Source organism: Arthrobacter sp. DNA4 (assembly GCF_024362385.1).
Taxonomy (GTDB): domain Bacteria; phylum Actinomycetota; class Actinomycetes; order Actinomycetales; family Micrococcaceae; genus Arthrobacter.
On sequence record NZ_CP101466.1, the window covers coordinates 2,071,466 to 2,095,218 of the forward strand.

At 57.5% G+C, this 23,753-nt stretch carries 16 protein-coding genes and 2 pseudogenes; 9 read left to right on the forward strand and 9 right to left on the reverse strand.

Annotated elements, in window-relative coordinates; all coding sequences use genetic code 11:
* Positions 1–2,664 precede the first annotated feature (2,664 nt).
* Positions 2,665–4,911, reverse strand: a complete 2,247-nt coding sequence (locus NMQ03_RS09465; protein WP_255175356.1) for a hypothetical protein — start codon at positions 4,909–4,911, stop codon at positions 2,665–2,667.
* Positions 4,912–5,803: 892 nt separating this feature from the next.
* Here NMQ03_RS09465 and NMQ03_RS09470 point away from each other — a divergent pair.
* Together NMQ03_RS09470 and NMQ03_RS09475 are read left to right on the forward strand one after the other, a co-directional pair.
* Complete coding sequence (locus tag NMQ03_RS09470; RefSeq protein ID WP_240685144.1) at positions 5,804–6,010, forward strand: ribbon-helix-helix protein, CopG family; 207 nt, start codon at positions 5,804–5,806, stop codon at positions 6,008–6,010.
* Positions 6,007–6,375, forward strand: coding sequence for a type II toxin-antitoxin system death-on-curing family toxin (locus tag NMQ03_RS09475; RefSeq protein ID WP_255175357.1), 369 nt, complete (start codon positions 6,007–6,009; stop codon positions 6,373–6,375). Before NMQ03_RS09470 ends, NMQ03_RS09475 begins: the two co-directional genes overlap by 4 nt.
* Positions 6,376–7,604: 1,229 nt before the next feature.
* On the opposite strand, the gene NMQ03_RS09480 is transcribed toward NMQ03_RS09475, so the two are convergent.
* Positions 7,605–7,805: a serine hydrolase gene (locus NMQ03_RS09480; protein ID WP_255175358.1), complete on the reverse strand. Its 201-nt coding sequence runs from the start codon at positions 7,803–7,805 to the stop codon at positions 7,605–7,607.
* 132 nt (positions 7,806–7,937) lie between these two features.
* On the opposite strand from NMQ03_RS09480, the gene NMQ03_RS09485 reads away from it, so the two are divergent.
* Complete coding sequence (locus tag NMQ03_RS09485) at positions 7,938–8,060, forward strand: hypothetical protein (RefSeq protein WP_255175724.1); 123 nt, start codon at positions 7,938–7,940, stop codon at positions 8,058–8,060.
* Between the two features lie 515 nt (positions 8,061–8,575).
* Here NMQ03_RS09485 and NMQ03_RS09490 read toward each other — a convergent pair.
* The gene (locus tag NMQ03_RS09490; protein WP_255175359.1) at positions 8,576–9,349 is read right to left on the reverse strand and encodes a hypothetical protein; all 774 of its coding nucleotides are present in this window, start codon (positions 9,347–9,349) and stop codon (positions 8,576–8,578) included.
* A gap of 539 nt (positions 9,350–9,888) precedes the next feature.
* Here NMQ03_RS09490 and NMQ03_RS09495 point away from each other — a divergent pair.
* The 3 genes and pseudogenes from NMQ03_RS09495 to NMQ03_RS09505 form a co-directional block, all read left to right on the forward strand.
* Positions 9,889–10,008: pseudogene (locus tag NMQ03_RS09495) on the forward strand (helix-turn-helix domain-containing protein); the annotation flags it as partial.
* 341 nt (positions 10,009–10,349) lie between these two features.
* Complete coding sequence (locus NMQ03_RS09500) at positions 10,350–10,793, forward strand: hypothetical protein (protein WP_255175360.1); 444 nt, start codon at positions 10,350–10,352, stop codon at positions 10,791–10,793.
* Between the two features lie 95 nt (positions 10,794–10,888).
* Positions 10,889–11,041: a hypothetical protein gene (locus NMQ03_RS09505; protein WP_255175361.1), complete on the forward strand. Its 153-nt coding sequence runs from the start codon at positions 10,889–10,891 to the stop codon at positions 11,039–11,041.
* 585 nt (positions 11,042–11,626) lie between these two features.
* Here NMQ03_RS09505 and NMQ03_RS09510 read toward each other — a convergent pair.
* From NMQ03_RS09510 to NMQ03_RS09535, 6 genes and pseudogenes are all read right to left on the reverse strand, one after another.
* The gene (locus tag NMQ03_RS09510; RefSeq protein ID WP_255175362.1) at positions 11,627–11,950 is read right to left on the reverse strand and encodes a hypothetical protein; all 324 of its coding nucleotides are present in this window, start codon (positions 11,948–11,950) and stop codon (positions 11,627–11,629) included.
* Between the two features lie 126 nt (positions 11,951–12,076).
* On the reverse strand, positions 12,077–13,561 hold the full coding sequence (locus NMQ03_RS09515; protein WP_255175363.1) for a LysM peptidoglycan-binding domain-containing protein: 1,485 nt from the start codon (positions 13,559–13,561) through the stop codon (positions 12,077–12,079).
* 25 nt (positions 13,562–13,586) lie between these two features.
* Positions 13,587–15,116, reverse strand: a complete 1,530-nt coding sequence (locus NMQ03_RS09520) for a hypothetical protein (protein ID WP_255175364.1) — start codon at positions 15,114–15,116, stop codon at positions 13,587–13,589.
* 455 nt (positions 15,117–15,571) lie between these two features.
* Positions 15,572–16,563, reverse strand: a pseudogene (locus NMQ03_RS09525) (IS481 family transposase).
* Positions 16,564–16,690: 127 nt separating this feature from the next.
* A complete protein-coding gene (locus NMQ03_RS09530; protein ID WP_255175365.1) occupies positions 16,691–17,551 on the reverse strand; it encodes a phage tail tip lysozyme in 861 nt (286 codons plus the stop codon).
* A 515-nt stretch (positions 17,552–18,066) separates the two neighbouring features.
* Complete coding sequence (locus NMQ03_RS09535; protein WP_255175366.1) at positions 18,067–18,984, reverse strand: caspase family protein; 918 nt, start codon at positions 18,982–18,984, stop codon at positions 18,067–18,069.
* A gap of 841 nt (positions 18,985–19,825) precedes the next feature.
* Between NMQ03_RS09535 and NMQ03_RS09540 the strand changes: the two genes are divergently transcribed.
* The 3 genes from NMQ03_RS09540 to NMQ03_RS09550 all read left to right on the forward strand — a co-directional run bounded on the left by NMQ03_RS09540 (position 19,826) and on the right by NMQ03_RS09550 (position 23,515).
* Entirely contained in the window at positions 19,826–20,320 is a 495-nt protein-coding gene (locus NMQ03_RS09540; RefSeq protein ID WP_255175574.1) for a bacterial transcriptional activator domain-containing protein, read from the forward strand.
* A 1,147-nt stretch (positions 20,321–21,467) separates the two neighbouring features.
* Positions 21,468–22,457: an ROK family protein gene (locus tag NMQ03_RS09545; RefSeq protein WP_255175367.1), complete on the forward strand. Its 990-nt coding sequence runs from the start codon at positions 21,468–21,470 to the stop codon at positions 22,455–22,457.
* A 263-nt stretch (positions 22,458–22,720) separates the two neighbouring features.
* Positions 22,721–23,515 carry a hypothetical protein gene (locus NMQ03_RS09550; RefSeq protein ID WP_255175368.1) on the forward strand — a complete coding sequence of 265 codons (795 nt, stop codon included), beginning with the start codon at positions 22,721–22,723 and terminating at the stop codon, positions 23,513–23,515.
* The last annotated feature ends 238 nt before the right edge of the window (positions 23,516–23,753 follow it).

A 23,753-nucleotide genomic window follows, 5' to 3' on the forward strand; every position in this document is an offset into this window, starting at 1 on the left:
TCCGTTACGGCGGCGTTACCGATGCCAAGTTCGCGTCCCAGCAGAGGCTCCCGTGCCTGTTACTCCAGATGCATGGCCTCTTGCTGGCGCCCACGGGTCGGGGAGCGACGTCGGACCGCAGCCCAAACGCAGGACATTTTGTTGAGGGACTAAGCCCTCTGCAGTCGGGAGACTCCCGGCAGGCGGGGTCTAGACGATATGTAGCAGGAAGTGGCCGGTCCTGGGGCGTGCTAGCCCCCGGCGTGTCTGGTCCTTCTGAAGGCTATTGTCGCCGGACCGTATCTGGGAGCGTCCAGCTTTTTCGTGGTGCTCTCCGGGCGGGGAATGGTGGATGCTCCGGATCCTGTTTCCGGCGCTGACGCCTGTGTCAGAAGGCCCAAAAAGTGTGATCCAGTGGGGCTGGAACCTCATTTTCAAAGCAAGACGCGGGTTGCCTGCCACACTTGGCGGACAGGTAGAGCCACATTTGAAATTGGGAGGTTCCAGCTATGTTTGGGCGTCAACCGTATCCGCCGCAGCTTCGCCGTTTGTGGGGGACAGGGCAAGCCTTCCGCCTACGTTGCAATCCCTGGCTGCGGCGCCCTCTTCAGTAAGCATTACGAGCTGCAGGGAGCCCCTCTCAGCGCCAACTTTACATGAAGTCGGCTATCAGCTTTGAAGGTCGCAGAGTTGACGTTTGTAGGTGACCTGAAAAGCTTCCTTACAGCCGAGATGCAACGCCTACGACCTGCCCGCACCAACTTCCCCACCGATTCGTAAGCGGCGAATCTCGACAGGAAATCGATCGCGAATCGACTGGCTAGCTTCTCGGGGATTGTGATCTCGACACCGATGACCCCTGATGCTCGACTGAACGCCAAGACGTTGAGGAAGGATATTAGGTCGTCCGGGGTGACCCCCACCGTTTCGCATCCATTGATGAATACGAGGGGGTTGGGACTCGCTCATCGCACCTTCCAGTTGAATAGGTCCGAGGGAATTAGCCGTTGCTTGCGGCCGACGCCCAACCATACGTCGTTCTTTTCTCGGCCCCCATGACAATAGAAGTACACCAGGTGGAGATATGGTCGCTTCAACATCGAGCCGATCTCGACTCGGTCACTACGCACCTCAGTGTGGTAAGCCCGTATGGCTTCCACGTCGGTCTGATGGCTATGTAGCTGTTGTAGGTCCTCGCTGACTGGAGCTCATGCTGCCGAAGGCGTTTGCCCAAAGTCGTTAACGCCGGCAGCGAAGCTAGGAGTCAGTGCTGCCAGCGACCAGTTGGTAGTCGAATTGCCTCGTCGGTGCCCGGCCACCGAGGGATTGATAGCAGCACCAGTTGCAAGCCCTCGTACCCAGTGGTCCGAAATTGAAAAGTAGTGCCCGCCGGTATGTCCACGGCCACGCCGGGCCAAAGCAGGTCTACCCTTTCGGGTCCCTCCGGATCCGATCGCCAGACTTCTCCGTGCCCTCCTACCACGTACCAAACTTCGTAAATTGAACGGTGTCGAACAGGGAATGAACACATTCCTGGGCGCAAAATGCAGTGAGCCAAACTGCCGTTCTCAACTCCGCCCAGCAGTCGTATCTCGGAGTTATCTGGAGCGGTGTAGTCCGGGTGACGAGGGAGGTCCCCCGAGAGCCAGTAATCCTCACTCAGCTCGCTAGCCGGTGAAACGCCGGCCGCCCCGACCGACCAGGGCCCCGTATCGACGATGTTGAAGAGTTCGCGACGCCAAGACGGCAGCACGACGACGAGGAATACCAAGGAAGTCCCTTGGTTGGCTCGGTATTGAAACTGTGTACCACGCGGCATCCAGACAAACCTTCCAGGACGTAAGGCGATGATTCCCTCCCGCCCTTGATACCGGCGCCAGATCTCTCCCGAGCCCCCGAGCACAAAGTAGCCCTCGTCCAGCTCCGGAAGCTCATGTGTGGGCGCCACCTCACCGGCCGGACAGACAGCGTGCGTGAGATCACCGCCGCTGGACTTGAGGATGTAGCGGATTTCCGCTCCACCGCCCGGTGACACAGAGTCCGGAGGGCCTGCGAGCACCTGACGAGCGAACTTCACTCAGTCCACCTGCCTCCCGCCATAATCCTTGAGCCTTTCCAGATATCATGCTCCCGCTCGGGTGTTTTTGCCAGGAGATTGAGGAGTTGACCTGTAGCGGTTGCAGGAGGAACGGGAAAGGGACGTCTCCTCGACGACGCCGCTCATCTCGTTTCCACCTGGGTGGCGGGCTGCACTGCCCGACACCCGCTCGACTTCTCGACTGCGCGATGAGTCGGCACCTTAGGTAGGCCCCGTTTGAGGGGAAATCGAGTAGCCGGTGCTCGGGGCTTCCTTCTGGACCTCGTCCGGTGCTACTTTTGGCGCATCGCACGTCATAAGCTGCGCGAACCGGGGCTTAAATAGTTGATGTATCTCCCATCTCTGGATGGAGGTCAGAGATGACGCGCCCGAGCGCGGCTCGAACAGGAAGTGGCTACCGCCGCCAGAACAGCGGCATGAACATCCGTCACGGCAGAGCATGCACCAGGAACTGTAAAGAGCCGGTTAACTCCCATTTACATGACGCTGGGTACCGATAGGGGAGTGTCTTGGCCGATACCCTTTGCGCGGGGGGACCCGATGGCGACCTTGGTGTTCCGTGGCTGAGCGCGCGGAGTGCTGCCTTATCAGTCCTTTCGTAGAAAACCTGTCACCCCCGCGATCAGAAGCGCAGACAGCGCCCAACCTGCGCTCTTGATGGCTCCAAACAAGAGCGGGAGCCAAGTGTTCTCAGTTATCCGCCAAGCTTGGGATTGCCCTGTTGGGACAGGAGGAAGCGCAGTATCGACGGCGATGAGTTGCGGGCTGAAAGGGGGGTACTCTGTCGGCGGTGGCTGGCTGGTGCCGTCTACTCGGACAGTCTTCTCCGCTCCATCGATTGTTATCACTCTTGAAGATACACGAGTGTCACTGGGAGTGAAGCTAGCAGCATTTGTGGAAGCGAGAACGTAAACCAGGCCCCATAAAGCGGCCAGCCATAACAATACGAGAAGCGGATAATAGCCATAACCTACCAGCCAGGAATAGGCGACCCTGCGACCCTTGTGCCAGCCCTGAGATGTCCTAGTGAGGTGGGCAGCTGCCTTGTGACGGAGCCATCTTCCATCGTCCGGTTGGCCAATTTGATCGTAGGCGTGCGCTAGCTCTTTCCATGGTTGGAGAGAAGCGGACGATCCATGGTCAACGGGGATGCCGTTGAGCCACCCGAACGCAACCTTGCGGTCGGTACGCAGAGATCCATGAAGCATTCCCAGTTTCCACCCGACGGCCCTGGCTATCTTTGGCAGGCAATCTCTTGTTGGCCCTTCAGCAGGCGTGAACATGTTTTGAACTTCCGTGCTGGTGAAGTTGATCCCACCTTCTACGGAAAGTCCCGGAGAAAGACGTAGAGACTCTACGACGGCGGAAGAAAAATCGATGGCCGCCCCCGGCGGTTCCGCGTCAAAGTATGCATTTCTCATCGTCACATCGAAGAGCAGTGATCCAGCGGCATCAAGCATTCCTATGAATCGGCAGTGCTCGAGGCGAAGGCGGCTTACGATCGTCGAGCGTGAGATATCCAGGGAGCGTCGGGTATTAGTGGCACAGATGTAGACTCCAGATAGATCGAGGGGGCCACCTACATTTAGACCCGCAGCACGTATCGATCCCGAGGCACATAGTCCTATAAGTGAAGCCCTGCTTACCACAACGGCTCGGGACAGGTTGAGGGCCAGGGTCCGGTTCCCCTTGAGCACTGCCGCTTCCAGGATCAGCTGTCCAAACTTAGTGTCTGCTGCCGTAAAGCTGCCCGAGACTTGAATCCTTCGACATATGGCGGTTCCTGTGATTTCGGCGCGCGACAGTTCTATTGCTGTACCACGGTCGGAGAATTTTGCTGCAGAGAAATCTAGATGACCGATTTTTGCTGCGAAGAGATGTGCAGTACCTTTGCACTCGCTTTCGTTCAGGAGCAGGCTTCCTCGTATTACCGTTCTAGCCAAATTCAACACTCGGCCAGACCCACAGCCGTTGAACTCAGCGCCGCTGAGTATCAATTCCGCGAAATTGGTGTCAGCTGCCTGAACGCTTCCCTCAACCCGCAACTTTTCTGAGAAGGCGGTGCCCTTGACGCTGCAGCCCGACATTTCGATGGCGGTACCGGAACCCGCTTGGATGACGGTGTTTCTTAGATTGAGCTGGCCAAAAATGGCCCCGTGAACCGAGATGGTGCCATCGGAGTGCAAGAAGTTGAGGTTAGCTCGCCCTTTCACTTTGGCGTCGGAAAGGTTCAGCGTCTCAAGACTCGGGTTCACGAGCTTCGCGCAGGCTATGTCCATGCCGTTCATCGTGGCGCCGCGGGCAACGACCGAGCCGTGAATGCGCGAGTCGTCCAGGACTAGGTCGCCGGACAGGGCTGCACCATCGAGTTGAAGGGCAACCCCGTTATGGGGAAGAAGCCTGGCCTTTCTCATTTTGACATCGCCGGCGTGCAGGCTTCGTGCTTCAATCGTCGCGAAGGACGTCAATCTCGTGAAATCAACATCGGATTGAACAGAAGCGGCCATTAACCGTATTCCCGGGAGGCTTGAGTTAGTAATAGATAATCCAGGTGCTGTTGCGCCTTCGAAGGAGGGAGCGCATTCAAACTTGCACCTATCGAAGTGGAGGCGACAGCGCAGAGAAGCGTGGTCAAAGTTGAGGGTGCCGGTAATTACCGCTCTACAGATGTTCATTCCTTTGGGGTCTACCTGCAGGTTCGGCGATAGGAGAGCTGTTCGTATCGCCTCTGCGGGGATTCTGAGCCACCGGCCGGTCTGGCTGGATGCGCCTATGGGTTCGCCAGACCTTACAGCCTCACAGCATCGTTGAACCCAATCCTGTCCCTCGGTCATAACGTCACCTCTGTGACCTGTTCGTATTCCCTGGAACGTTTCTTATCGAAAAGGTTCTGTTCAATCTGCGCCCAAGGCTATAGCCTTTGTTCTTGGCGAAAACGAGGCATTGATGAAGCGGAGCCCTATCAATCTCTCGTTCCCCGGATTTGGGTAGCAAAGCGTCCATGGGTCTGTTGTAACGCCAAAGTGTTACTGCCGCGTTACTGTCGGGTTCCATCCGGCAATGGCCCTGTTTCCTCGTCCGGCACCGGTATCCCGGTGGGCTTGGAGTGGCCACATACTCGATAGGAGCATCCCTTGGCCTCGAGCGAACTGTATTCCTTCTCTTAAATGAAGTTGGGACTGACACGGGCCGGGGCGTCGCTCTACATAAGCGCCAGCAGAAGAAGAAGCCTGCCTGTTTGGCAACATTCTTACGTAATCTCCATTTGGCTGCGTCCAATGAGCCGGGATGTGGACCTGCTCACACGCTCAACTGTGACTGTAAGAAGGCCGCTTCTCGCGCTCGGTTGACGATGAAATAGAGTCGTCGACCTCAGTCCTTTTGGGATTGACCTAACAGTACTTTCCAGGAAAGTTGTTGCCACCCACAAGGGGCCATCACCGCCAACTCGAGCAACGCCAGGCTCCACTTTGAGCAGGCGGCCTCGGGTAAAGAGGTGCTCCCTACCTAGGCGCTCCACTTCCTTCCATGGGTACGCGCGGCGGTCGAATGCGGCCCAAAGGGAGGCGATCCCCCGGAAGTAAAGACACTTCTCGGTTCAGCAGCCCAGGGTCTTGAAAAACAACAGAGCTCTTCAGACCCGGCAGCCCTGCTCGGTGAGTCTGGTCCAATTAGCGAAGCGTGCATTCCAGACAAGGGCGGGTACCGGTTTGGTACCATGAGGTCATGGCTATGAATCTCCGTGTTCCTGAAGACCTCGATCGGCGGCTGGAGAAGTTGGCTGCCGAGGAACATACGTCCAAGTCCGCGCTTCTGTTGCAGGGGGCCGAGTTGGTTCTGCAGCGTCACGCCCGCCGGCGTGAAATCAGTGAGGGCCTCGATTTTGTCATGAGTCATGATGCTGAGTTGCTGAAGCGCCTTGAGGACGCGTGACAGCGTACCTGGACATTGAGGATGCGCTTCAAGTAGTCGATCGGCACGGCTTTCATATCCGTGATGTCGGCTTGTTGGCCTCGGCACTGGCCAGGCCGGCGGCAACTGTCATGGGCGCGGAGGCTTATCCGGAACTAGCCGTGAAGGCGGCAGCCTTGTTGGAGTCGGTCGCCCGGTTCCATCCACTCATTGATGGAAACAAACGGACGGCGTGGACGCTCATGGTGCTGCTGCTCTGGATCAACGGTTACCGGCATGCCTTCACGACAAATGAGGGCTTCGACCTCGTCGTCGGAGTCGCCGCGGGCACCATCGACTTGCTGGACTCTGCCGCCCAAATTTCCGGGCATTTGCAGCCCCGGTAGTCCTTTAACTCTACTGAACCGGGGTATGGGCAATGTCCACACTTTTCGTCTTGGACTTCCTCGTACAGCCCTCGGACTGCTTCGGATTCCGCATGTTTTCGCGGGTTCCCAGTGTTTTCAAGGGTTGGAATGTAGTTCGAGTCCCACCTCGGGCACGACAGATTCCCTCGTCAGAGGCGTTTTTGCTTTGACGTGTTGACAAAGCTTGTGGTCGCGTCGCTCTGACGGCTCGGGGTACGGGCTTTGGCCTGGCTGCCGCGATGGCTTGTTCAGGTGTGTGGGATGGCGGGTTCAAGTCTCTGGCTGGAGAGCCTTCCGCCTGCTGGGAGTGGGTTCTTGCGTTTCCTCGTTCCGGTTTTGTTGGGTGGGCCGTTGGTGGCCTACATCTATTCATGGGCCGGGGGAGTAGGAACTACATGACCGTGGGGAGAATGCTCCGCAGGACGTATTGGAAGGCGGCACCGCCAATTGTCGCCACCTTGAACGGCTCCTTTTATGGGTTTACCATTTCTTCTCTGCTGCGAACAGAGACGGTATTTAAGGTCGCGAGTGCCATGGCGAAGAATCCTTTCGGGCATCGGACCCATGAATCGAGAAAGCGTGAGAAGACCCGTGGGCATCACGGGCTGCATCTTACGGAGTGGCTAAGGCGTGGGGACGAGGGCATTGAATGTGCCTACAGCAGCATTTTCCTCACCCAGCATGACCGGCTTCTTGCCCCCGAGCGCACATGCATTCAGGGGCACGAGATCCGGCCGGGGCAGGACCACTGCTCGCACGGGCATCCAGTCGGATAAGAGCTTAGATACTTTCTCATGGCCAACGCGCACAGCCGGTCCAGGGTCTCGTTAAGGGTGGATTGGATTTGGCCGCTTAGGAGTTCACGCTTGTTCTCGGTGGACTTGTCCTCCAGCGGGGTGGGCAGTGGTGGTGTCGTGCCGGTCATCGCGGCCTGTTAGCGCCCGTCTGCGCTGCTGGCTGCCACAGTCGCGTAGCCCCAGAAGAGTCCCTGACTCATGTACCGTGACTGGTTTGAGCAGCCGTCCGCGTGCTCCCACACACCTAGTCCGCAGGGCGCGAAGTCGGGACTTGCCTTCATTTTTAGAGATGCCGCGAAATTGCCCGCCCTTGGAAGATGCTTACCATGAGGAGGTTGACGTCTGCCATCGTGGAGACCGCGCCTCCGTGGATCTCCGGTGAAAAAGATGTTGTCGGTGGTGTCGACCAACTCACCGTGGATGGAGACGTAGCCGTACAGAAGCCCAGTTTTGTGTGGGTCGGTCCAGGCTGGTGTGCTTCAAGCCGTGAGGATCAAAAACCTCTTCCCTCATGACCTGAACGAAGGGCTTGTGCCGCGGTGTCTGGACGAGGAGGCCGAGCGCAAAGTAGTTCGTGTTCGAGTACTTGAAAAGACCCCCCGCTTGATTCATCCCAGGGGAGGGTCCCGGCCAGGTTCAAACCACGCTCCATCCGTCTGAGAAGCACAGTGGCGGATACTGCGCCCTCGTCCATAAACACCTGGAGCTGACCTTCCAGGGAAGCAAAGGAGTTCGGCGAGCTTGATGACGGTGCGGGCTCATCGGTGGAATACGTACCCGGCATTCGCGTACCGCTTCATCGCCGACGAGCTCCCGGAGAAGGAAATCATGGCGGGCGAAAACAGGGTCCAGCACGTGTGCAGTTAAAAAGGTCCTAAAGGGGGCCGCGGAGAGACACCTGGCTGAGGAGCGCCGTAACCGCCTATCCATGATGGAGCCCATCCTGCCATGGCCGCCGCCCCACGGCCGGTGAGGAGCCGAGCCCTGCTACCGGCACGCTGCGCTCCAACGAGTATCGGCGTCCGCCGGCGCGGCCGTCTACTGGGTCAAGTGCTGTCCGTCGCAGGGCTCAGCCCGCCCTAGCTGCTCCTCACGCCTTCGACGGCTTTTGGTTGTTGCCCACGCTACGGTTGGGCATTGTCATGTCGGGGCGCATGGCTGAGATGTAGGTGGTGTAGCTCCACGTCAGGTTCGCATGCTGCGCTCATAGCCGGTGCCCCGTCGAACTGCTCGGAGAGCTCCAGGTGGTCCCACCGGAAGCTCCGTGAAAGCAAGCCCAAACCCAACGCCAATGCGCGCGACCACCGCTGCCGCCGCCTCTCCGCCGTGGGAGGCCAGTTCTGCTGCCTCGCAACAGCGTAGGGCAAACGGGGGCTCACTTATCAGCCGGCAGGGTCGGCGGCGTGGATGGCGGCGATCTGCCTTTGAGGCCCGTGATCGAACCAGGCGTCGAAGACTTCGAACAGTTGCGTAGACGTGGTGTCGCGGCGCCGATACAAGCGATGTGGTCTTTCCGCACCAGACAATTCTGGGCGTCCAGAAGCGGTGTCCCAACCGAAGAACCCAAGCAGCAGGTATTCGTTGTTCAGGAGGATCCCATGCACGGCAGGTAGATAACTATAGGCGTTCACTACCACCTCGTACCGTGGATCGGAGAACTGTTCTCGGACCCGCTGGAGAGTGTGATCGACCTCTGTTCCCCAGTGGCCAGGGTAGACGTCTGCGAAAGGCCCTGCATTATCGACTACGTTAAGAGTGATCCGGATCCGCTTTGCCGACGAGGCCTTGCAAATTGTTGGCAAGACTTGGCGGACGGTCGTCCACCCAGTCGCTGCGATGACATGAATATCTGTGACCTCGCGGTCATGCTCAACATATTTGGACAGTTCAGGCACTGCCTCCAGCGCTGTTGTGTAGGCTCCTGTGAAGCTCTCCAAACCCTGTTTTTCGAGATTCTGAAGCGACTGTATACCGAAGGCTAAGAGAACTCCGATAGCAGCCGGAAGGAGACCGTCTTTCACGGGCCCTAAGAATGAATCCAGATACAACACCGCCACAACGATGGCGATCGACGCGTAGACCAGTGGCAGGCGAAGCCGCTCATAGGCTACCTTCAACATGAGCAGGGGGCTTCTTGATGTGTCCTTACCAGCCATCGCGTTACCTTCCACTGAGCCACTGTCAGGACTGGCGCAATTATTCAATCAAGGAAGCGTTATCGAGGCGTTACCGGTCCACCTCGACGTCCAGATACTGTTGGCACTTGAGGAGGCTGTCCCAACAGGCTGCTTGTCGGACGAAAGGTGGGGTAGTTTGTCCACACGCGTACACGCGCCCGAACTGTTGGGTTTGGCCAGGGGAGCGCCCAGGCATGCTGCGCAACAGGCCGCGGCCGCGCTCCCATGGCGGATGTGTCGCCTGGAGCTGCACACCTGAATCCGCCCGGGCACTCAAGGCGAGTTCAGGTGCTAAGCGCAACACCCTGAATTCTGTGGGGTGTCGTCGATGGGCAGACCATTGTCGTCGCTGAGTGTTCGTTCAGAGTTCTGGGGATGGGCTGGACGCGGGGCTGTCGGTAGCCGTCGCGACGCGGGCCGCGGGGGTGTCGCGTCCGACTGGGTACCGGTGGTTGAGCGACCATCAAAAGGTGTTGAAATCCCCGGTTCAGAACCTCAGTGTGCCCCGTGCAGGGCTCTTGTCGTTGCGTGAGCGGGAAGAGATCGGTTTCCGGCTCACCCAGGGCCGTGGAGTGCGTCGTATCGCTGCCATTCTAGGCCGAGCTTCGTCCAAGATCAGTCGGGATGTCGCGAGGAACCGGATCATTGACCGGCATTCGCCGTCGCTCGTGCAGGAGCAGGGGTGGGCTCGTGCCCGCGGGCGTGGGCCCGGGAAGTTGGACACGTTAGCGTTGCGTAAAAAGGTGACCCTGATGCTCACCGACCGGTTCAGCCCTGAACAGGTCACTGGTCAACTCAAGGTGGAGCATCCGGACCATCCGGAGATGCAGGTGTCACACGAAACGACCTATCAGGCCCTCTACCTCCAGAGCCGCCGATTGTTGCGCCTGGAAGTTGCGACGACGCTGCGGTCCGGACGGGTGAGTCGGCGCATGGAAACGCTAGAACGCCTCGCCCGCAACGGTTCCGGGAGAGGGTGATGATCCTTCTTGTGGACAAGCTCGACTACCGCGTCATTGCCCATTGGGTGAAGTCCATGATGGCCAAGGGCAAGGCACCGAAGACGATCCACAACATCCATGGTCTGATTTCGACTGCGATGAACACCGCCGAGATGCTGGGCTACATTACTCGTAATCCCTGCCGCGGCGTGCAGCTGCCGAATATTGAAAAGGCCGAGGACGAGGCGATGTTCCGAACGCAATGCCGAGTACAGGCTCATCATGGAGGGGACGGGGGAGGGGTACAAGGCTTTCACGGACTTCCTGGTCATGACCGGCATCCGCATTGGAGAAGCCACCGCATTGGCCGTGGCGGACGTGGACCTGCTGTCCAAACCGCATACTGCGCGGATCAACAAGGCGTGGAAGCGGGATGGGCAGAACCAGTTTTATGTTGGGCCGACCAAGAGCGGGGTTGGTAAGAGGACCATCGGGCTGAACCCGGCGTTGGTGGAGCTGTTGATCCCGCTGGTGGCGAGCAGGCCCGGAAAGGATCTGGTGTTCACGACACCCATGGGTGGCCCGGATCGTCCACAACCTCTACTGGGCCGACTACTGGGTCCCGCTGTCCACACGCCCCAAGCAGTCGGCCAAAAGCCCACGGATCCATGACCTCCGCCACACGCATGCGTCCTGGCTGATGTGTGGCATGACAGCCGCCGAGCACTGAACGGACCTAGTTCTTGGACGCGGTCCACGGGTAATCTGCCTGCACATCGATGTGAACCGGGAGCAATAGCGGAGCTTCATGCAATTTGCCAGGCCTGCCGAGGCACATCGACGATACGGTCCGCCGCCCAAAAGGGGCAACGCAGTCATTCGATTTGTAGAGCGTACCTGCCCCATTGAGGACTATGCGGTTGCTTTCGGGTTCCACGCTCCACGCAGTGCTTTTTGTGAAAACGCTCGTCATCGCCTGCAACCCGAAGACAAACTCTCGAACTTCTGTCACCGGCGCATGGTTAGCTGCCCCTGCTCGCCGCCCAAGCACAGGAGTCACTCTTGGGAGGCGCCTTCAGGCGTGCCACGGCAGAGGCGTGCGGCGAGGCTTGTTCTGCCAAAGCGGATGTGGAGGTTGTCCGCGCCTAGCCTGCCTTACATGGGACGGCCGTGAGGGCTTGAACCCAGGATCCGTTGTCAGGCGCACAGGGCAGGACTGCTGTCGTGCATGTTTGGTTTGACAGACCAATGTATGTCGGGGCTTCTGCACACGGGGTACAAAGCACGGTAACGGCGTACGGTTAAAACTTAGCGGTCACGAAGGTGACTCGCCTTTCTCACTGTCAGTACTATGTTGGCCTTGCACCTTCATCCTTGCGAATAGGGTCTCAATCTCATCTTTGAAGCCCTTTACCAACCAGTCGCTCATGGCGCTATCGATCTGTTCCTGGTAATGCCGCCCTGTTAGAGGCCATTGTTGTAGCAACTGGGGGTTCTGTAATGCAGCAGAACGCGCCTTGTCGCGACTCTGAACCTGCTTTTCATATTTTGCTTTGAAAAGCGTATATGCCTTGTATCTTTCGTCGTTGGATATGCCCGCTGGAACAGCGGATCCGCCATGGAATGGATCATCGTTCATGGTCTTACCTATACTCGGCAACCGACATTGGGATTGATTTCTGATCGCATTTCACTCCGTGCCGCGCGGAGTTAGAGGGCGGTTGTGAGGGTACGCAACTGTGCTTGTCGGCTAAATCAATTGCAGTTATGGAATAATCAAGACTTGGCCAATAGAGAGCGCTTGAGGAGCAGGCACGCTATTTTCGTTAGCTTGTAGTATCTCAGGCCAGCGTGTCGGGTCGCCATACATTTTAGCGGCAATTGACCACAGGGTGTCTCCTTCAATAACAGTGTACGTTTTTCCGGAAGGCTGCTGCGGAATTACAGCTCCCACATCGTCTGTATTGGGAGGTAATTGAGGCATAAGCTGGAGCATCCACCCGACCACCTGCAGGCCGCTATGTGTGAGCTGGCCATGGCCATCGTCGGCTACCCGAAACGGGCCGATCGAAACCGCGGAGAGTGCGTTCCTCCGGTCTTCGTCGGACCACGGTGCTTGGATGCTGAGTTTGCGCAGTATCACGAATGCTATCGAAATCAGTGTCAGATTTCCCGGGCTACCTCCCGCAGTTAATTCACCCTTGCTGTGACCCGGGACGTACCAGGATGTGTCGTTTATGAAGGTATCGACGTACCAGGGTCGCTTGACACTAACCAGACAGTATTCGAATGAAACACTCATTTTGTCTGTGCGGACGATGTCCGTGGGCGTGTTTTCTTCTATGATCTGCTGGACTTGTAATCTCCTAGGTATGTCAAGGCCGACAAACCGGTCGGCAAGACGATGGCTTAGGACACTCGTGCTTTCGCTTTCCGCGTCCGCTTCATTAGGTAGGGCAACGCCGGTCCTGTGGTCTCGAATCCTGAGGCTGTCAGGAAGTGCTCCGGCGACGCCTGCGCGCGCGTTCAGCAGGCTGTGCGGCACGACTGATCGAAGGGACGCCGGCGTGCCGGAGAGATGCCCTGCCGCTTCTGGAAAATCTACGTCGTGCGGCTTATAGGCAGAGGCGGGCGATTCCTCCAGTTCCATGACATGTGCGAGGAATTGCTCGTCGGGCCTGAATCTCCAGAGTATCTTCTTGCCCGCGTCCCCCTTCGGTCCGCCCTCCTCTTTGCCCCCGATATCGAACGATGCGCTTGTCCACACCTCATCGTTTTCAGGATCGAACCAGTTTTCAGGGGTTGCCTCGGCAGGGTGGAACTCCTGCAAAAGCCCCTTGCTGGATTCCAGAGTCATCGATGTCCAAAGCAAGTTTGCCCGAGCCTTTAATTTACTAAAAGTACTGATTACGGACTCGGTAAGTTCTTGCGTGGCCCCCTTAGGAATATAGGGCCGAGACGGCGCGACTAGACGATCAAAGTAAGTGCTGTCTATCGAGTCTGCCGTCAGCACCACATTTATCCCATCCCCCACATCAACCGGAAGACGATTTACGAGCTCTGACAGCTCCTCTCGAGCAAGAGCGGAACTGTATGCCACGGGATCGCCGGGGTCGATGAAGTCCTTCTCGGAAATAACCGAACCGACTTTATCGAATCTGAAAAAAACCGGGCTGGTCTCGTCTGTCTCAAAGCGATTGATGAAATATGCACTAAGAGCCTGGTGCACGGAATCCAGTGATAAGGACATGTCGCTACTTCTCCAATGCTGGTCTCTAGGGGTGTACCGGTGTTGTCCCAGCATCTGCTGGTACCGGGTTTTGCAGATAGTCCTTTCCGTTTTTGCGTGGCGCAGCGGGATTTATTTGTGAGACGTAGCCCACCAGCTGGATACCGGGGACTTGAAGACCTTCAGATTCGTTATCAGTCGAAGCGTCAAAGGAATGGTTGCTGGATCCGTAGTGGCCGCTGATGGAGAACGGGCCGTACCCGAAACTTGCCGAGACATTTGTACTTGAGGTCTTTGATTCCCATTGAGACTTCCAGTCATCCCACTTTATTCGAAGGTCCTTAATCAGGATAAGGCTGGTAACAACTGAAGGTAGAAATGCCGGTTCTTTCCCGGCTGGTAGCTCCTGTGCCATAGTTCCGTTAGATATAGTGTTTGCTGGGTAGTCGCCAAACAGGAACCAGTTATCCAGGTTCAGCAGTGAAGTATCCATCCAGGGTCGGAAGATGTCCACTACCGCGTACATAAATGAAATATCAAGATTATTCGTCTGCATATCCATTGACGCCTGCTGCTGAGAATGATCCAGATTTGCGCCGGCGCTCCAAAGTCCCACGCTGAACCCCCCTCCTCCACCGTAGGAGGTACTGGACGCTTTGTAGTCAGTTTGAGAATGAAAGTCTGTGCTGGTGTATTCATTCCAGCCAGTATCATCATCAGGATCCGCCCAACTAGAAGGCAACATGGTGGTGAAGGGTATCAATCCCACGCCTGGAAAGTCGAACAGATTATCATTCAGTTTCTTCTTGGCTCTGCCGATTAAGGCTATTGCGGGGTCTGTTCCTCGCGCGGAAAGTATGGCTATGGCGTCATCAATTTCTTGTTTATGACCGAAGCTTTGCCAGCGGTCCATTGCCTCATCCACTTCATCATGGTATGGCCGCCCTTCAATGGGCCACATTTGCTTCTTCTTCGGGTCCGTGAAGGCCGCTGCGTAGGCTTTGTTGTACGCTTTGACCTTGCTCCGGTACTCATCCTGGTATTCTAAGTATTTGTCATAATGCTTAGTCGGATCGCCTTCTGCGTCCATTAGTTTTGCTGTCGCTGCATCATATGCTGCTTGTAGTTCTGGCGCGAGTTGGAGATCGGAAGGAACTCCGTTTGCGCCAGTTATGATGGCCCACCAAGAATCACTTACTTTGCTTGCGCCGGGCATCACCGAGTAATTCGCGTTGAGATTTAACTTACTATCAGTCAGCATGAAGCCATTGACATAGGCGCGTTGAGATTTTGAGATGTTTGCCAAAAGTGCATCGTCATACACTTTTTGCGGATCCAGTGAGCCACTGCTCGTCTTCGGGGCATTACTGGGATCGGTGTTGGTAAGCGTTGCAGGCACGTTTTTTCCTAGGTTTCCGCCGTCCGGTCCCCAAGGGTTATCGAAGTCCTCCTTACGTATAGGCAGACCAATACTGCGGAAAGCTACAAAGTAACCCTCCTGCATCTTTTTTGTGCTTTCATCCAGTCCTACGGCCTTCAATTCGAGGTCTTTCAGTATCTTGAATACGTCCGGCATGGCGACATCCTTGAGCTAAGGAGCGAGCATGCGCCCTCCTTGGCTTATTGAAGACAATCTAGAGGGAGGGTCCTGCATGATGGCTCGGTTTCTGATGGTGAAGGACGCTAGATCCTTCGACAAGACATCTTGGGCTCCGCAGTGTTATTGCCGCGTTACTGCGTCATGTGCAGGTGGAGATGTGCGGGCCCCAGGTGCGGAACCACGTGCAAGTTTCAATTGTGGCGCTGCCCGCTCAGCGCCCGTCTAGTTAGTCGCAAGCAAGAGGCCGCCATTCTTCAGCCGGGAGTTACAACAGATTGCATCAGGGGAACTTCAGGACATACGGCGCCAGTGCGGGTGCGCCAAAGAGCTGAAGAACTAGAGCACTGACGAGGTATCGGAATCCTGGGGCCGAGGAAGTGACAGGAACAGGCACCCATGTGAGACCTGCAACGGAATGACAAGTGGCAAGGCTAGTTGTACTGCCCGGGCAGGTTGGTTAAGCGGCTGATGGGCGAGTGGCCTCCGATTGCGGTGTGGGGCCTGTGGTGATTGTAGTGGTGCAGCCATGCCGGGAGGGCGTTTCTGCGGGCTGATTCGGTGGCGTAGAAGCGTTTGAATGCCCATCCGTCGGCGAGGGTTCGGTGGAAGCGTTCAATCTTTCCGTTGGTCTGGGGGTGGTAGGGCCGGGTCTTCTTTGCCTTGATATCCAGCTCGCGGCAGGTGTCCCCGTCAGAGGTGTGATTTGTAGGCCGCCCCGTTGTCGGAGAGAACCCGCTCGACGGTGACGCCGCGGGCGGCGAACCAGGACACAGCCCTTTTCAGGACTGCTACTGCGGTGGCTGCTGTTTCATCGCCGTGGCTCTGCATAGGCGACCCGGGAGTGGTCGTCGATGACCGTGTGGACGTAGGCGGTCCCGATCAGCGGCTCGCGGTTTCTGCTGCGCGGCTTATCCGGGGTTCCTGCCCGGTTCCGGCCTCCTTGCTGCTTACCGACGTAACGCCAGCCGCCGCCGTCGGGGATGTTGCCGAGCTTCTTCACATCGACATGGATCATCGCTCCGGGAGTTTCATGTTCGTAGCGGCGGATGACTTCTCCGGTGCGCTTGTCCACGTGATGAAGGCGGTTCAGCCGGCACCGGACCAAGACCGCGTGCACCGTCGAGGCAGGCATGGCCAGTTTCGCTCCGATCGCGACCGGTCCCAGCCGCTGCTTCCAGCGCAGGTGCACAACTTTGCGCACCAGCTGCTGCGGCGTCCGGTTCGCCACCCTGTAAGGGCGGGAGGACCTGTCAGCCATACCTGCCTCACCCATCGCGGCGTAACGGGCCGCCCACCGTTTCGCGGTCGGCCAGGAACAGTTGAACTGCTCGGCAGCCCGGGATACCGGCCAGCCGTGGTCCACGACCAGACGCGTGACGCGTAAACGTTGGCGTGGAGTCAAAGCGGCATTAGCGTGGGACATGAGGACCTCCTGGTCGCTGCAGCGGTTGTCTAAGCAACTCCACTGTGCAACCGGAGGTCCTCACCTTTGGCTCAACGACTCCAGCGAGTCATCACATTCACCGAACCAACGTCCCTGGGCAGTACAGCTAGTCCTGCTTCTGGTATGCCTTCAGCGCATTTTGTGCGTAGCTACGCCTTTGACGAAAGACCTCTTGCACGCGAGAGTCACCTCGCGGCAGCCTACGGCCGCCCTCGAGGATGGACCCCGGGACCTCGAAACTGTAGACAATCTCATCGCAAGCGTCGTCCACCGTGGTTTCGGCTGCAACCAAAACGTCGCGCACGCGCGAGTATGAGGTCTCCAACTCTTGCTGTAGGTAGTCCACCTGCGCGTCCATATCAAACAAGATGTCTGCTCCGAGCACTAGTCCAGCAAACTCGTGGGAAAACAGGCCCGTTCGGCGAGCGGGGGATGTCCATTGTGCCAGTCCTACGCCAGGTTTGGCTGGCCCTTCTTGCTTGGACGAGTTGCGAGCCATGATCTCCTGCGCCGTGAAGTCCCGCGGAACTCCGGAGAAGTCGCGCGACCGCATCGGCGTACTTGAGGAACTACCTTCTACCCTGTTAGGAATAACCCCCGACTCGGCCCATAAGTTACCGACCAATCCGGCAGCCCCACTGGTCGGATACTCATAGGTCTCGACCAACAGTTGCATAACGTGATACATCCGTTCATTCCCCGGTCGGGTCGCCCAATCGATAGTAGGTCCAGGGTTTGCAGGTACCGGCTCGGCCGACTCCGTTTCAAGTTCACCCCAGGTTGCAGGGCCCGCAATTCCGTCCGCGGAAAGGCCATGTTCCAACTGAAAGACCTTAACAGCTCCTTCGGTCTTGTCGCCAAAAATTCCGTCCACCGGACCCGGATCATAACCGGCGGTAGACAGTAGCTGCTGTAGATCCTTTACATCCAGACCGGATGAACCGTGACTAAGAGTCGGTCTTGACATCGCTTCTTACCTTCCAATGGCACTTGAATTGTCATAGGTGAGTGTCATGAGCCCCGTCGCTCCCTCAGCAAGGTGCGCTGCGCTTTAGTTTTACCCTGCTGTAGCCCAGCGGAGCGTCGAAGGCCTTGTGTTCGAGCTCACGGGAGGAATGTTTGCCCTTCTTTTTGTGGGGCCTTTCTTTGACCAAAATCTATAGCGATGGCGGTCATGTATTCCAGCTTGGAGGGCAGAGACATCAAAATCAGCCTCCCTGATGAATTCCACTCCAGGAATGATGGCCAGCCCGACAGCGCCGGCGTGGCCCGGAATCTTTCGAGCGATTTCGGCAAGGTCGGCGGAAGTATAGGTTTGCGGAGAGATTTGCTTGGCTGTCCCGGGTCAGTCCGCCACCTCAGCTTGTCGTTGCGCCTCTTTCAGATGAGCTGGAAACCGCCTGCGGATGATCTAATGGCATAGGGTTTCGCCTGGACTATGGGACGGCTCCTGGCTGTTGCCCAGCTACGCCCAATGGGCGGCTACATGGAGTCGTCCCAGGCCGCGAGGAACACTTGATCCATGCGGTTCTCCTGGCCTAGCAACGTAGGGGTCTGCTGAAGATTCAGGATGTTCAACATGTCATCTCGCAGAGCATCGACGAGTTCCCAATAGCTAGTCTGCTGATTCGTGGCATTGATACAATCGAGCAGCGCCGCCGTCAGACCGCCATGACCCTCCGCGCCGACGCTATCAGCGTCGACTTCATCGTACCGGCACGCTGCGAGGACGGTTGCCTTAGATTGCGGAACAAAGCTCTTGTTATCATCGACACTGCAGACGACCCCGTTACCGTCACCTGCAACATTGCTGACATTGCCGTCCATGCCCGTCGCTTCGGGCGGCAGGACCACTCCACATGGGATGACTGTATTCATGAGATTTACGCACATATCGATGAGATTAGACGTGTAATCGCCGGACCGAAGTCTCCCATCCGGTGATATTTGGGACAGCCCCCCAGAGTGGCAGCAATCCATGATGAGCGTGAAGTTGACGGTAGAAGGTTCGAGGCTGCTTACTAGCCTGTACAAGTCCTTGTCGGTTATGTAGTCGCCGCTATACGGGACAATGCAGTCATAAAAGCGGTAGTTCGCCGGGTCGTTGTAGTCATCAGGGTTAGAGGGTAGGCGGCCCCCGTGTCCTGCATAGCAGAAGGTGGCGACGTCTCCCGCGCCTGACGCGGTAAGCATTTCACCAACCGCCGCCATAATGGCTTCGCCGCTGGCCTGAGAGTCTGTCAGAAGGACCGTGCTGTCGAAGCCAAAGGCACCACGTAGGAGGCCGTCAAGAGAGCTGGCATCCGCAAGGCAGCCGCCGAGGTTCGGCCACATAAAGTACTTCGTTGCTGGCTGCTGGCTGTAGTCATTGATGCCGACGATGACTGCGCGCTTGGTCATCTGAACCACTTCTCTGTTTGGCTGGAGGGAATTCAACGTTTACGGCGAACTTGTGAAGAATAGGGAATAGGGCTACAAGCCAGATGTAAAACCGCGGGCGTTACTCTTGCGTTACCGTTGGCGCGGATAATATGCCTTCTCGAACCGCCGGTCGTGGGCCAGCGGCAAGAGACAATCTAGCGGGAACAGACAAAACAGACCGGCGAGGCGAGCTTGGCCGTCATCTGATGAAAGACGACCTCCGGCTTGCCGCCCTGCTTCCCGTCATACCGCTGCTTGTTGCCCTAACAGTGCTTGCTCACTGATCTGAGCGCGTCCTGTCCCTTGGCCGTGACGCTTCCCCGAAAGGGTGCAGCGGGGTACCTCTAACATGGCTTGTCGGCAGGAGATTGCCGTTCTGGCATCTCTAGCGGCCTTTCAGAAAGCAGGACGGGGTGTTTTTAACCCATTAGGTAGGCGCTTGGGGTCTTTAGGAGTTTGGTCTCTCGCCTGAGCAAATTAGGGGAGAAAGGCTCATTGACAGCGCTCATCGGAATGAGGATCCTCTTGTTACCAGTCCGACTATCGGAACGGACCCAAGCGAGATCAGGTTCCTATGAATGCCGATGGTAATGTGAAATTAGAACTGGATTTGCTGCGGTCGTGGCAATTGCGGCGGGACTCCGTACCTGTGCATATTGCAGCCAGGCAGCAGCGGGTCATCGCTGCCTTGGCCCTCCGGGGGCCTTGCCTTCGAAGCTTTCTCATTGGACTCCTGTGGCCCGAAAGTCCGGAAGGGAAGGCGCGAGAGAGTTTGAGGGTCAGCGTGCATCTAGTCTCGCGACAGGTTCCCGGCTTGATCGTGAATGACGGCCCGGTGCTGTCCCTCAGCGGCAGTGTTGATGTTGACCTCCACAGGCTTAGCTCCCGTATCAGGGCTGCAAGGGAAAGCCCGATGATGGTACAGGATGATCTTCTTGTGTTGCGCGCATGCCGCCACGCCAGCCTGCTTCCGGGCTGGTACGAGGACTGGGCACTGTTCGAGCAGGAGCGGCTGCGGCAGGACCTCCTTCATGCTTTGACGGTAATTTCCCGGAAGTGCCTGGTTGCTGGAGATTTAGAAAGGGGCGTACAGGCAGCTGAAGCAGCGTTGGAAATCGAGCCCCTTTACGAGGAAGCCGTTCGGGAGTTAATCGCCGCCGAGCTAAACCGGGGCAACACCTTCGCCGCGCTTCGAACTTACGAGCGCTTTCGCTGGCGCTTGGAAGAGGAACTGGGCCTCGTGCCATCCGAATCCATACGCGCTCTTATTGCTGACAAGACTCGGGGACGGCCAGTCCCAGTAAGGGGGAATTAGTTGCGATCACTGAATCCCGTCTGGGCGGCAATCCAACGCGTGACCACTTGCAGGACCTCGGCCGGGCCGGCGGTAGCGACCACATGCTTAATCTCCGAGGAGTACCCGTAGGTTACACGGGATCTAAACTTTTGGGGGTGACCTTGCTCATGCCATGTCCGTATAACCAACACGCCGTCGGAGTGGCCTGTCTCATCCTTGTCGTCTTGTTTGTCAAGGCTATCCCACTCGTCCTCGTCCACTGCGTGGCTCTCCCTTCCGATAAGTTGGCTTTGCCCACCGGAGGGGTGGGTTGTGGCTCTAAAACGTTCGCCTGATCGCGCGTCGTTCCTTTACGAGGCGCTGATTTCTTGTTGTCCTGATCCTGCCTCATCACGATCAGTGGTGCGCCTTGTCTTGGCGAAAGATTGACGCAAGATTGCTGGTCCGTGAACTTCTTGTCGAACTGGCCGGGGACGCCCCTGAACTGTGAGAAGGGCCTGGGCCGGTACCCAATTCAACGGACCTGCATGCGGTAATGGTGGTAACAGGAGAGCGTTTTTTCCACGCAATGGGTTCCGAAGCGAATGCCAATAACCCCCATTTTAGGGGTCGCTTGAGGCCTCGACGATCCGTCACCGTCACAACTGCGCTGGGCCGGTTCTCCTCGTTTGCCGCACGGTTGTTCTCTCGCTGAATACACGTTTTCCTCGCCTTGATTGAAGGCCTCACCTACGCGAATCACCATTCGGGTTTGCCTTGAGCGATCACGGCGTTGGCCAAGTGACGCAACGGGAAACCAGGGACTCCCTGCTTACGAGGTGATCAGTTGATCTTTGGCGACGGGATGCCCAGCCCCGAAAGCCATCAAGAGGCCCCAATGACATGGCTGCGATCGTCGGCAAGTCACCCCAAACTGCTCCAGCTGCAGCGCAGTTGTGCAAGCCCGAAGCCCAAGGGGCTGGAAATTTGAGCGGCAAGCCCAAGTCGCTTGCAGGAGCGCTTAGTGAAAAAGATAAACCCCCTTTCTGGATCGTACCCCGTTAACCAGTACCCTCAGGGCTTCCATCTTTGCCCTGGGCGGTGTTACTTTTGCCGCAACGCGTGTCAGAACTGCAGAGCCAGGGACGTGTGTAGCCGTCTTAATGCGTGGCTGGATGGAGGCATAATGGAGGCATTCAATGGACCTCTGGTCTCGACCCGCCGAGAGGACAGCTCCCGCGTGGCACCAGTCATTGGTGTCTACCTCTCAGGGCACGAGGCGCTCGGCGTGATCACCGGCCCCAAGGAACTTCTGCCGAAGGGTGGCGGGCGCACTAAAGCTCTGATTGCAGACAAAAGCGTCTCAGGAGTTGTAGCTGCGACTGACACCGTGGTGAAGGGGCTTGTGTCTCGTATCCCAAATGGAAATCGACACGGTGTCGAAATCGGTGTAGCCCTGAGTGGTCATCTCGATCCATCGACTGGCAGAGTAGTGCATTCGAGCGACTTTCGAGAGCGGGAGCGTTCCTGGTTTGACGTTCCGCTGTCCATGCGAGTAGCCGAGAGCACGGGCTTCCCTACGCATTTGATCAATGACGCAAATGCCTTGGCCATAGACAGCCATTACACCGCTCGGCAAGGGATGAGCAATTTTGCGTCAGTTCTCGTAGGGGAGTTTGGACTCGGGTGCGGCCTCATTGTAAATGGGAACCTAGTTTTGGGGGAAAACGGTGTATCCGGAGAAATCGGACATATTCCAGTAGCGTTGGGTCAGCCGCAGCTTTGCCGGTGCGGCGGCAGTTATTGCCTCGAGCGGATTGTAACTAGGGCGGCAATTGAGGCCAAACTGGCCGACGTCTTCGCGACTGAGGAACCGGACCCGGAGGTGATCGGAGCCGCAGGCCTAAAGATATACGAGGATGCCGGTCATGCACTTGGGATCGCGCTAGTGGTCCTGATCAACCTCCTAAACCCAAGCGCCATAGCCATACACGCGCCTGACGATCTCCTCGACGTACCGGCATTCATAGAGGAAGCCCAGACGACTGCGAAGCGCTGCTCGTTCTCGAATGTGGGAGCCTCCTGCAACATCTTCACCCGCCGCCTGGAACCTATCGGCATCGCCCGAGGCGCGGCTGTCTATGTTCAGTCGCTCCGGCAACCTGTAGATGCGTAAGATCTCAATGATCTCATCGAAATTAACAGTGCACCCAGACGCAGGCCGTGTCCGAGGCGGACGGCATAGGCACTCCTAGACTCTGGCCACTGGAACTCAAGCAAGCCGTCGTCCCGCTGCCACTTTTGAGCCTCTTTCTTTTCAGTAATCTAAAAGCTTGGTAGCCCAATGATGTTACGTCTGATGCCTTTCTTCGGTAATTAGTGCTTGACTGGCCCGGCTAACGCGAGCTATCGTTGTTAGGTAACGATAGGAGTAACCCCATGAGTCGACGTGATGATGTTTCCCAGGCCCGGAGCGCGGGTATCGAGGCCGCCAACGAGAACAACCGTGCCTTTCCTCTTGATCCGAGCCGTGGGGTCATGCTCTTCATCGGGGAGCCTCCTTCAGGAACGGAGACGGTAGCAGGGGTAAGCGCCCCGGAAACTTCGGACCCTGAGCAGCTTGCGACCCGGCTGCGTCGTGCCACGGCTACTGCAGCTCGCATTGAACGCGTCGGTGAACGGCTTAGGCTGAACGTCGAGCAATTTCTTGAGGCGATGGAAGCGGTGGCGGACGCGCACCCTGCCGTGGATGCCGCTGGTGATCCCACCAGTCATTTGTCTGCCCATGAGGAGGCCACATTGCGGGAGATGGGACTCTTGCGCAGCGCTCCACCAGCTGGTGCAACCCGCCCATCCACTTTGGCTGCCTTGCGGTACGGTGAATTGCTTGTGCGCACCCTCACGGTCAAGGAAGCCGCGGTACGGCTTGGGGTGACCGAGGGTCGCATCCGGCAGCGCCTAAATGAGCGATCGCTTTATGGCATTTCCACGAGCCAGGGCTGGCGGCTGCCCGAGTTTCAGTTTGCGGAGCATGGGGCTCTGCCCGGTATTGAGCGTGTGCTGCCTGCCCTTAATGCTGGATTACACCCGCTTGCAGTTGAGGGTTTCTTCACTCGGAGCCAGCCGGACCTGGAATTTGAAGGGGAAGCTGTTTCACCGGTGGAGTGGTTGGCAGCAGGGGGAGACCCAACGGTAGTTGCTGAACTCGCCAACGATCTGCTCCGTACCGCGTGAGTACTTGGCCCCCGGATGTTTCCCGGTTCCCTTTACTGACTGACGATTACGTCCGTACCCTTCCTTCAGGGCTCCTGGTCGGCCGAATCTTTTTCGCCGAGGGAGATTACCCAACGTCATGGAACGCCTTCCGAACATACGGTCCTACGCGCAGCCGTTTTGATCATCACCCGCCACCGCCCAAAGACCACCCGGTTCGGGGAATTCTCTACGCCGCTCCCTTGGTAACTGACGTAGA